Origin of the sequence: Streptomyces ruber (genome assembly GCF_014648075.1) — a bacterium.
GTDB lineage: Bacteria > Actinomycetota > Actinomycetes > Streptomycetales > Streptomycetaceae > Streptomyces > Streptomyces ruber.
Genome location: NZ_BMQK01000004.1, coordinates 585,999 through 595,797 on the forward strand (window position 1 = coordinate 585,999; position 9,799 = coordinate 595,797).

At 74.2% G+C, this 9,799-nt stretch carries 9 protein-coding genes; 7 read left to right on the forward strand and 2 right to left on the reverse strand.

All coding sequences use genetic code 11. The features are described 5' to 3' along the window. Positions 1–18: 18 nt before the first annotated feature. On the reverse strand, positions 19–2,160 hold the full coding sequence (locus IEZ04_RS13940) for a molybdopterin oxidoreductase family protein (RefSeq protein WP_189217108.1): 2,142 nt from the start codon (positions 2,158–2,160) through the stop codon (positions 19–21). Positions 2,161–2,355: 195 nt separating this feature from the next. Here IEZ04_RS13940 and IEZ04_RS13945 point away from each other — a divergent pair, with 195 nt between their 5' ends. From IEZ04_RS13945 to IEZ04_RS13960, 4 genes are read left to right on the forward strand one after another with little or no spacing between them, the layout of a single operon-like run. Further along, positions 2,356–2,853: a hypothetical protein gene (locus IEZ04_RS13945; RefSeq protein WP_189217109.1), complete on the forward strand. Its 498-nt coding sequence runs from the start codon at positions 2,356–2,358 to the stop codon at positions 2,851–2,853. Next, complete coding sequence (locus IEZ04_RS13950) at positions 2,850–3,200, forward strand: transcriptional regulator (RefSeq protein ID WP_189217110.1); 351 nt, start codon at positions 2,850–2,852, stop codon at positions 3,198–3,200. Before IEZ04_RS13945 ends, IEZ04_RS13950 begins: the two co-directional genes overlap by 4 nt. After that, the gene (locus IEZ04_RS13955) at positions 3,197–4,117 is read left to right on the forward strand and encodes an ABC transporter ATP-binding protein (protein WP_189217111.1); all 921 of its coding nucleotides are present in this window, start codon (positions 3,197–3,199) and stop codon (positions 4,115–4,117) included. Before IEZ04_RS13950 ends, IEZ04_RS13955 begins: the two co-directional genes overlap by 4 nt. Positions 4,118–4,128: 11 nt before the next feature. Continuing rightward, positions 4,129–5,028: an ABC transporter permease gene (locus IEZ04_RS13960; protein ID WP_189217112.1), complete on the forward strand. Its 900-nt coding sequence runs from the start codon at positions 4,129–4,131 to the stop codon at positions 5,026–5,028. Positions 5,029–5,058: 30 nt separating this feature from the next. On the opposite strand, the gene IEZ04_RS13965 is transcribed toward IEZ04_RS13960, so the two are convergent. Further along, complete coding sequence (locus IEZ04_RS13965) at positions 5,059–5,721, reverse strand: SanA/YdcF family protein (protein ID WP_189217113.1); 663 nt, start codon at positions 5,719–5,721, stop codon at positions 5,059–5,061. Positions 5,722–5,986: 265 nt separating this feature from the next. Between IEZ04_RS13965 and IEZ04_RS13970 the strand changes: the two genes are divergently transcribed. From IEZ04_RS13970 to IEZ04_RS13980, 3 genes are all read left to right on the forward strand, one after another. Further along, positions 5,987–6,787 carry a sirohydrochlorin chelatase gene (locus IEZ04_RS13970; RefSeq protein ID WP_229821036.1) on the forward strand — a complete coding sequence of 267 codons (801 nt, stop codon included), beginning with the start codon at positions 5,987–5,989 and terminating at the stop codon, positions 6,785–6,787. A 52-nt stretch (positions 6,788–6,839) separates the two neighbouring features. Beyond that, the gene (locus IEZ04_RS13975) at positions 6,840–8,249 is read left to right on the forward strand and encodes a deoxyguanosinetriphosphate triphosphohydrolase (RefSeq protein ID WP_189217115.1); all 1,410 of its coding nucleotides are present in this window, start codon (positions 6,840–6,842) and stop codon (positions 8,247–8,249) included. A 191-nt stretch (positions 8,250–8,440) separates the two neighbouring features. Continuing rightward, positions 8,441–9,706 (forward strand): NAD(P)/FAD-dependent oxidoreductase, encoded by a 1,266-nt coding sequence (locus IEZ04_RS13980; RefSeq protein WP_189217116.1) that lies wholly within the window; start codon positions 8,441–8,443, stop codon positions 9,704–9,706. Positions 9,707–9,799: the final 93 nt, after the last annotated feature.

Sequence of the window (9,799 nt, forward strand, 5' to 3'; positions counted from 1 at the left end):
GGAGCGAGGGGGGGACCCTCAGCCCCGTACCGCCTCCACCCGCACCGCACAGGCCTTGAACTCCGGCATCCGCGACGTCGGATCCAGCGCCGGGTTGGTGAGCGTGTTGGCGCGGCCCTCGCCCGGCCAGTGGAAGGGCATGAAGACCGTGTCCGGGCGGATCGTGGTCGTGATGCGGGCGGGGGCGACCGCGCGTCCGCGCCGGGACACCACCGCCACCGGGTCGCCCTCCGCCGCGCCGAGCCGTTCGGCCAGGCGCGGGTGCAGTTCGACGAAGGGACCGGGCGCGGCGGCGTTCAGCTCGTCCACGCGGCGGGTCTGCGCGCCGGACTGGTACTGGGCGACCACGCGGCCGGTGGTGAGGAGGACCGGGTACTCGGCGTCCGGCTCCTCGGCGATCGGACGGTGGGAGACGGGGGCGAAGCGCGCCCGGCCGTCCTCCGTGGCGAAGCGGTCGAGGAAGAGGCGGGGAGTGCCCGGGTGGACGGCGGGGGAGGCCGCCGGGGCGTCGAGCGTCCCGGCCGGCGGCGCCTCCTCGCCGCCGGTCGTCCCCCGGGGCGCCGGACACGGCCAGAACACCCCGTTCTCCTCCGCCAGCCTCCGGTAGGTGATCCCGGAGTAGTCCGCGATCCCGCCCGCGCTCGCCCGGCGGAGCTCCTCGAAGACCTCCTCGGGGTCGGCCGGGAAGCCCTTCTCCGCGCCCAGGCGGGACGCCAGTCCGTGCAGGACGTGCAGGTCGGTGCGGACGCCGTCCGGGGGCGTGATCGCCCGGCGGCGCAGCAGCACCCGGCCCTCCAGGCTGGTCGTCGTGCCGGTCTCCTCCGCCCACTGGGTGACCGGCAGGACCACGTCCGCCAGCTCCGCCGTCTCGGAGAGGACCACGTCGCACACCGCCAGGAAGTCCAGTGCGCGGATGCGCTCCTCCACGTGGGCCGCGCGGGGCGCCGACACCACGGGGTTGGAGCCCATCAGGAGCAGGGTCCGTACGTCTCCGCCGAGCGCGTCGAGGAGTTCGTAGGCGCTGCGGCCCGGTCCCGGCAGCGCGTCCGGGTCGACGCCCCACACCTCGGCCACGTGCCGCCGTGCCTCGGGGTCGGTCAGGCTGCGGTAGCCGGGCAACTGGTCCGCCTTCTGCCCGTGTTCGCGTCCGCCCTGCCCGTTGCCCTGGCCGGTCAGGCAGCCGTAGCCGGACAGCGGGCGGCCCGCGCGGCCCGTCGCCAGGCAGAGATTGATCCACGCGCCGACCGTGTCCGTGCCCTTGGCCTGCTGCTCGGGACCGCGCGCGGTGAGCACCATGGCGTGCTCCGGCTCGCAGAAGAGACGGACCGCCTCGCGGAGTTCGGGGACGGAGACGCCGGTGATCCGTTCCACGTGCTCCGGCCAGTGCGCCATGGCCGCCGCCCGCGCCTCCTCCCAGCCGGTCGTCCGCTCGCGGATGTACTCCTCGTCCGTGCGGCCCTCCGCCACCACCAGGTGCAGCAGGCCGAGGGCGAGGGCGAGGTCCGTCCCCGGCCGGGGCGCGAGGTGCAGGTCCGCCTGCTCGGCCGTACGGGTGCGGCGCGGGTCGACGACGATCAGCCGGCCGCCGTTCTCCTTCAGTTCGGTGAGGTAGCGCAGCGCGGGCGGCATCGTCTCGGCGAGGTTGGAGCCGACGAGGACCACGCAGCCGGTCCTCGGGATGTCCTCCAGCGGGAACGGCAGCCCCCGGTCCAGCCCGAAGGCCCTGTTGCCCGCGGCCGCCGCCGACGACATGCAGAACCGCCCGTTGTAGTCGATCTGCGAGGTGCCGAGCACCACCCGCGCGAACTTGCCCAGCGCGTACGCCTTCTCGTTCGTCAGGCCGCCCCCGCCGAAGATCCCGCAGGCGTCCGGGCCGTGCTTGGCGCGGGTGCGGGCGAGACCCTCGGCGGTCCGGTCCAGTGCCTCCTCCCAGGAGGCGGGCCGGAGGACGCCGTCCTTCCGTACCAGCGGGGAGGTCAGCCGTACCCGGGAGGAGAGCACGGCGGGCGCCGTACGGCCCTTGCCGCACAGCGCGCCCCGGTTCACCGGGAAGTCGGGCCGTTCGACCACCGTGACGCCGCCCTCCTGCGCGGGCGTGAGGTTCATTCCGCACTGCAGGGCGCAGTACGGGCAGTGGGTGGGCGTCACGGAGGTCTGCATGGCCACCAGCGTGCGGGGGGTGTGTTACGCACCGGGACGCCGTCCGTTACGCGGCCGGGACGGGGATCTCCCGGCGGGAGGGGTGGCGGCGTGAGGTAGCGGGGGTCTCGTTCCGACTTGCCTGATGGGAAAGCCGAAGGTAACTTTCCCGGTAGGCAAGTCGGATGGACCGTCAGCGTCAGTCAGGGGAGGGCCGTGAGCACACCGGTGGACGCCGAACAGGCGTGGAAGGACCTGCAGCGCATCCGGATACCGCAGGAGCGCGTGTACGACGAGGTCGAGCGGTCCGCGGAGAGCGGTCCGGGCGGGACCTACGCCGTGGCCGCGATCATGTGGGTCTTCCTGGTCGGCATCAGCCTGGACCTGCCTCGGTGGGGCCTCTGGCTGGCCATGGGTGCGTACGTCGCGCTGCTGAGCGTGCTGGCCGTGGTCCTCAACCGCAGGAGCCGGATGCGGCTGCACCGCTCCCGCTACGACTGGCGGGCGACCGTCCTGTTCTTCGGGGGTGCGGTGGTGACCGGCGGAACAGTTCTGCTGTCCGGCCACTTGGTCGAGTCACTTGAGCCGATGACCGGCGGCCTGATCCGGGCCACGGCCTCCGCGGCCGTGTTCGTGCTGGTCTCCGGCCCGGTGAACCGCTGGGCGGTCGGCTCACTGCGCGACCGGGCTGCCCGTGCGGAGGAGGGCCGATGAGCACCCCCGCCGGTTTCGACGAGCTGATCCACCCCTCCACCCGGCTCTCGGTGGTCGCGCTGCTCGCCACCACCGAGTGGGCGGACTTCGCGTTCGTCCGCGACAGCCTCTCGCTCAGCGACTCCGCCCTCTCCAAGCAGCTGCACACCCTGGAGGAGGCCGAGTACCTGGAGATCCACAAGGAGGGCGGCGGCCGCAAGCGGCGTACGAAGGTCCGGCTGACGGACCGCGGCCGTACCGCCTTCGAGGGACACGTGGCGGCACTCCGGGCGATCGTCGAGGGCGCCCCCGGGCCCACGGCGGCGACGGCACCACCGCAGCAGCAGCACGCGAAGGCAGGACGATGACATCGCACACCACCGCCCGGCCCGTCATCCAGGCACGCGGCCTGACCATGTCGTACGGCGACGTCGACGTCCTGCACGGCATCGACCTGGACATCCACCGCGGCGAGGTCTTCGCCCTGCTCGGACCCAACGGCGCGGGCAAGACCACCACCGTCGAGATCCTGGAAGGCTTCCGGCGGCGCTCCGCCGGGGAGGTCAGCGTCCTCGGCGCGGACCCGGAACGGGGCGACGACGCCTGGCGCGGCCGCATCGGACTGGTCCTGCAGTCCTGGCGCGACCACCGCCGCTGGCGGGTCGCCGAGTTGCTGACGCACTTCGCGACGTACTACCCCGACCCGCGGGACCCGGCCGAACTGCTGGCCCTGGTCGGCCTCACCGGCCAGGCCGGCCGGCAGGTGGACCGGCTGTCCGGCGGCCAGCGCCGGCGGCTGGACGTCGCGCTCGGCATCGTCGGCCGCCCCGAGCTCCTCTTCCTGGACGAGCCGACCACCGGCTTCGACCCGGAGGCGCGGCACGAGTTCCACGTCCTGGTCGGGCGGCTGGCCCGCGACGAGGGCGTCACCGTCCTGCTCACCACGCACGACCTGGTGGAGGCCGAACGGCTCGCCGACCGGATCGCCATGCTGGTCGGCGGCCGGATCCGGGCCTGCGGCACCCCGGCCGAACTGGCCCGGCGGGCCGCCGCGCAGGCCGAGGTCCGCTGGACCGCCGACGACGGGACGCCCCGCCGCGAACGCACCGCGGACCCCTCACGACTGGTCTGGGAACTGCACCGGGACGCGACCGGCCCGATCGCCGACCTGGAGGTCCGCCGCCCGACGCTGGAGGACACCTATCTGCACATGGTGCACCGGGAGGACGGCGGTACGGGCGGGGACGTCGACGGAGACGGCGACAGGGAGGCACAGGCCGCATGAGGGGGACACGCATGACGAACGAGAACGGCACACCGGGCAGCAGACCACCTCACCCCACCCGCCGCCTGCCCTGGCGGGCCGGCCTCCTCCGCGGCGGCATCGAACTGCGGCACCTCCTGCGCAACCCCAAGGAGCTGTCCGGGCACCTGTCCAACGTGGCCGCCGCGCTGGCGGTCGCCGCCTTCCTCGGCGACGACGTGCCCGGCACCGAGACCCCGATGGCCCACCTGGTGATCGCCGGCTTCGCCGCCTACCTGCTCTTCCAGGTCGGCCTGTTCAACCTCCCGCAGATACTCGTCACCGAGCGGGAGGAGGGCGCCCTGCTGCGGCTGCGCGCCACGCCCGGCGGGATACCGGCCTACCTCGTCGCCAAGAGCCTGCTGGTGGTCGTCGTGGCGGTCGGCACCCTGGTCCTGCTCCTGGGGGCCGCGGCGCTGCTGGTGGACGGGCCGCTGCCGCGCGGGGCGGGCGGCTGGCTGACGTTGCTGTGGGTCACCACGCTCGGGCTGCTCGCCGTCGTGCCGCTGGGCGCGGCCATCGGCGCCGTGCTGCCCAACCCGCGCGAGGCGCTGGCGTTGCTCATGCTGCCCGTGATGGCGCTGCTGGTCACCTCCGGCGCGGTGTTCCCGATCACCTCGCTGCCCGTGCCGGTCCAGCAGGCGGCCTCCGTCTTCCCGCTGAAGTGGATGGCGCAGGGCCTGCGCTCGGCGCTGCTGCCGGACGCCGCACGGGCCGCCGAGCCGGCCGGCTCCTGGGAACTGCCCATGGTCGCCCTGGTGCTGACCGCCTGGGCCGTCCTCGGGTTCCTCCTCGCGGTACCCCTGCTGCGCCGCGCCGCGCGCCGCGAGTCCGGCTCGCGGCTGTCCGCGCGCCACGAGAAGGCGGAACGGAGCGGGGCGGCGCCCGCCTAGGTGTCCCGCTCGGAGGCGCGGCGCACGCCCTCACCCCGCGTCGGCCAGCGCCCGCGCCACCCCCGGTTCCTCCGGCCCGAGGAACCGGGGGTCCGGCCGGAACACCGCGTCCAGGGCCGCCTTGCCCGCCGCGAAGACCTCCCGCGCGGTCCCGTAGTACCAGGTCACGTTCCGCCGGTCGGCGACCCCGACGCCGTACGACCGCACGCCCGCCTCCTCGCACAGGGCCACCGCGCGCCGGACGTGGAAATCCTGACTGACCAGCACTGCCTCGTCGACGCCGAAGATCTTTCTGGCGCGCACGCACGAGTCCCAGGTGTCGAACCCCGCGTAGTCGCTGACGATGCGCGTGTCGGGCACCCCCTGCTCGGTGAGGTAGGCGCGCATGGTGTCCGGCTCGTCGTAGTCCTCGCGGCTGTTGTCACCGGTGACGAGGAGCACCTCGACCCGCCCCTCGTGGTACAGCCGCGCCGCCGCGTCCAGCCGGCGGGCGAGGTACGGGGAGGGCTCGTCGCCGCGCAGTCCCGCGCCGAAGACCACGGCGACCCCGGTGGGCGGCACGTCCTCGGCGGTGCGCAGCCGGTCGGACGAGACCGTGAACAGCCACGCCGAGGGCAGCAGCGCCAGCACGCACAGCAGCATCACCGCCTGCACGGCCCGCCGCTGTCCGGTCCGGGTGCGTGGCAGATGCATGATGTGGCCCCCTGGTGTCCCTGTCGCTGTCCGGCCCGTGCCGCCCTGTCCGGTCAACGAAGACGCCACCGCCGGAGATCCAGTTCGGTCCGGTTCGCTCCCGGTACGTGACCAGGCTCACGCCCGCACCGCGCAAGCGCAGGTCACCGTCGCTCACACCGCACGGGCGGCACACCGTGAACTGCCGGAAAAGCTCCGTGACACCCGTGCAACGGCCAGGCAACCTCGCCTCACGAGGATCGTTCCCATGACCCGGACCGTTCCCATGACCCCGACAGCGACCCCGACAGCGACCCCGGCAGCCACAGCGACGGACAACCCGCCCGCGCTCGTCCTCGTGGCGCACGGCAGCCGCGACCCCCGCGCGCTGTCGACCGTACGGGCCCTGGCCGAGCGGGTCCGCCGGCAGCGGCCCGGACTGTCCGTGCACCTCGGGCACATCGAGCTGAACGAGCCCCTGCTGCCCGGCACCCTCGCCGCGCTCGGCGACCGCGAGGCCGTCCTCGTCCCGCTGCTCCTCAGCCGCGGGTACCACGTCAAGCGGGACATCCCGGACATCGCGGCGGGCTCCCGCGTACGCGCCCGCATCGCCGCGCCCCTCGGCCCGCACCCGCTCCTCGTGGACGTGCTGCACGAGCGGCTGGCGCAGGCCGGGTGGCGGGCCCCGGCGACCGGCGCCGAACGCGCGGCGAGCGCCGTCGTGCTCGCCGCCGCCGGATCGCGCGACCCCGACGCGGCCACCGACACCGGCCGCACCGCCGCGCTCCTCGCCGAACGCCTCGGTGTCCCGGTCGTCCCCGCGTACGCCTCCGCCGCCACGCCCACCGTCGACGGGGCGGTGCGCGCCCTCGCCGCCCACGGCCGCCACCGGACCGCCGTCGCCTCGTACTTCACCGCGCCCGGCCGGTTCGCCACCGAGTGCGCCGAGGCGGCCCCCGGCATCGCCGCCGATCCGCTCGGCGCCCACCCGGCCCTGGCCCGGCTCGTCCTGCACCGCTACGACGGGGCCCTCGCGGCCGCCGGGCCCCTCGGGTCCCCCGCGGAACCGGCCCTGACACCGGTCTGACCGGCCGGTTCCCCCTGTCCCGTCCGCCGGTCCGGGCGTCTACTGTCGGGGCATGGCAGGCACCGCACCGCAGGCAGACAGGCACGAGACGACATCACCGCACGCCGACGATCTCCATGAGCACCGCGTCGCCCTTCCCGGCTACGACGAGGCGGCCGTCGAACGCTTCGCCGCGGAACCCGACAAACGCCCCGGCCGCACCGCCTTCCAGCGCGACCGCGCCCGCGTCCTGCACTCGGCGGCGCTGCGCCGGCTGGCCGGCAAGACCCAGGTGGTCACGCCCGGCACCCTTCCCCAGGGTTTCGGCTCCGCCCGAGCAGGGAGGACCCCCGCCCCGGCCTGGGACGCCAGCCCCCGCACCCGGCTCACCCACTCCCTGGAGTGCGCACAGGTCGGCCGCGAGCTGGGCGCCGCCCTGGGCTGCGACCCGGACCTCGTCGAGGCGGCCTGTCTCTCCCACGACCTCGGGCACCCGCCCTTCGGGCACAACGGCGAACAGGCGCTCAACGAGTTCGCCGAGGACTGCGGCGGTTTCGAGGGCAACGCCCAGTCCCTGCGGCTGCTCACCCGGATCGAGCCGAAGCGTTTCGCCACCAAGCCCGTCACCGGTGACCCCGCCGGCGGCGACCTCGTGAGCGTCGGCCTCAACCTCACCCGCGCCGCCCTCGACGCCGCCACCAAGTACCCCTGGCCGCGCGGCGCCCACCCCGCCGACCCCGCCTCCCCGAAGTTCGGGGTGTACGAGGACGACCGGCCGGTCTTCGACTGGGTCCGCGAGGGTGTGCCGGGCCACCGCACCTGCTTCGAGGCGCAGGTCATGGACTGGTCGGACGACGTGGCGTACTCGGTGCACGACTTCGAGGACGGCCTGCACGCCGGGCACGTCGAGCCGGCCTGTCTGCACGCCGAACCCGAACGGCGGGCGGTCTTCGACGTCGCCGTCCGCCGGTACGCCCCCGCCGGCACCGAGCCCGCCGAGCTCGCCGAGGCCCTGGACCGCCTCCTGGACCAGGAGTGGTGGCCGCACGGCTACGACGGCACGGCCGTCGCCCAGGCCCGGCTGAAGGACGCCACCAGCCAGCTCATCGGCCGCTTCTGCCTGGCCGCCGAGGGCGCCACGCGGGCCGCGTGGGGGAGCGGGCACCTGACCCGGTACGCCGCCGAACTCGTCGTACCGCGCGCGGCCCGGCTGGAGTGCGCCGTGCTCAAGGCCGTCGCCGACCTGTACGTGATGCAGCGCGCCGAGCAGGAGCGGCTCCGCGCCGACCAGCGGATCGTCATCGCCGAACTGGCCGAGGCGCTCACCGCCCGCGCGCCCTTCGGCCTCGAGCCGCAGTTCCGCGCGCTGTTCGACGCGGCGCCCGACGACCGCGCCCGCAAACGTGTGATCGTCGATCAGATCGCGTCCCTCACCGACGTGTCGGCGCGCTCGTTGCACGCGGGGCTCACCCGGCCCGTGTGACCCGTACGTGGTCCGAGTGGCCCATGTGCCCGCACGGATTCCGTGTGATTACGTGTGCCGTGAGCGACCGTGACGGAGGCCGGATGTGACCCTCCGTGGCCTGATCGGGCCACAACCCCTTCCCGCATCACGCTCCGTGCGGGACGCTCGCATGTGACATCCCCCACACGCACGCCCGCAGGAGGCATCAAGTGGTCGACGCGGATCAGACATTCGTCATCGTCGGAGGAGGGCTGGCCGGCGCCAAGGCGGCCGAGACGCTCCGCGCGGAGGGCTTCACCGGGCGCGTGATACTGATCTGCGACGAGCGTGACCACCCGTACGAGCGGCCCCCGCTCTCCAAGGGCTTCCTGCTCGGCAGGGAGGAGCGCGACAAGGTCTTCGTGCACGAGCCGTCCTGGTACGCGCGCAACGACGTCGAACTGCACCTCGGCCAGACCGTCGACGCCGTCGACCGCGCCGCGAAGACCGTGCGCTTCGGCGACGACGGCACCGTCGTCCACTACGACAAGCTGCTGCTCGCCACCGGCGCGGAACCCCGCCGCCTGGACATCCCGGGCACCCACCTCGCGGGCGTGCACCACCTGCGGCGGCTCGCCCACGCCGAGCGCCTGCGGGGCGTGCTCGCCTCGCTCGGCCGGGACAACGGCCACATCGTGATCGCGGGTGCCGGCTGGATCGGCCTGGAGGTCGCGGCGGCCGCCCGCAGCTACGGCGCCGAGGTCACCGTCATCGAGCCCGAGCCCACCCCGCTGCACGGCGTCCTCGGACCCGAGATCGGCACCCTCTTCACCGAGCTGCACCGCGACCACGGCGTCCGCTTCCACTTCGGCGCCCGGCTCACCGAGATCGTCGGCCAGGACGGCATGGTGCTCGCCGCCCGCACGGACGACGGCGAGGAACACCCCGCGCACGACGTGCTCGCCGCGATCGGCGCGGCCCCGCGCGTCGCCCTCGCCGAGGCGGCCGGCCTCACGCTCGCCGACCGCGCGCGGGGCGGCGGCATCGCGGTGGACGAGCGGCTGTGCACGTCGGACCCCGACATCTTCGCGGCCGGTGACGTGGCGTCCTTCCCGCACCGCCTCTTCGACCGGCGGCTGCGCGTCGAGCACTGGGCCAACGCCCTCAACGGCGGACCCGTGGCGGCCCGCGCGATGCTCGGCCGGGACGCCGTGTACGACCGCCTGCCGTACTTCTTCTCCGACCAGTACGACCTGGGGATGGAGTACAGCGGATGGGCGCCGCCCGGCTCGTACGACGAGGTGGTGATCCGCGGGGACGCGGCGAAGCGCGAGTTCATCGCGTTCTGGGTGCGCGAGGGGCGCGTGCTGGCCGGGATGAACGTGAATGTGTGGGACGTCACAGAGACGATCCAGAGCCTGGTCCGCAGCGGTGTGCAGGTGGACGCGGAGCGGCTCGCGGACCCGCGCGTGCCCTTGGAGAGCCTGGTCGCCTAGGGCCTGTTGTGAAAGTGCTGGTCACAGCCACTCGTTGATGGCTGCGACCAGCACGGTCGCTTGGTAGCGGACGGCGAGTTTGTCGTACCGGGT

Coding starts and splice junctions, on each gene's coding strand:
- IEZ04_RS13950 (WP_189217110.1), top strand. CDS start 2,850: ATGAGCACCCCCGCCGGTTTCGACGAGCTGATCCACCCCTCCACCCGG.
- IEZ04_RS13975 (WP_189217115.1), top strand. CDS start 6,840: ATGGCAGGCACCGCACCGCAGGCAGACAGGCACGAGACGACATCACCG.
- IEZ04_RS13940 (WP_189217108.1), bottom strand. CDS start 2,160: ATGCAGACCTCCGTGACGCCCACCCACTGCCCGTACTGCGCCCTGCAG.
- IEZ04_RS13955 (WP_189217111.1), top strand. CDS start 3,197: ATGACATCGCACACCACCGCCCGGCCCGTCATCCAGGCACGCGGCCTG.
- IEZ04_RS13960 (WP_189217112.1), top strand. CDS start 4,129: ATGACGAACGAGAACGGCACACCGGGCAGCAGACCACCTCACCCCACC.
- IEZ04_RS13965 (WP_189217113.1), bottom strand. CDS start 5,721: ATGCATCTGCCACGCACCCGGACCGGACAGCGGCGGGCCGTGCAGGCG.
- IEZ04_RS13970 (WP_229821036.1), top strand. CDS start 5,987: ATGACCCCGACAGCGACCCCGACAGCGACCCCGGCAGCCACAGCGACG.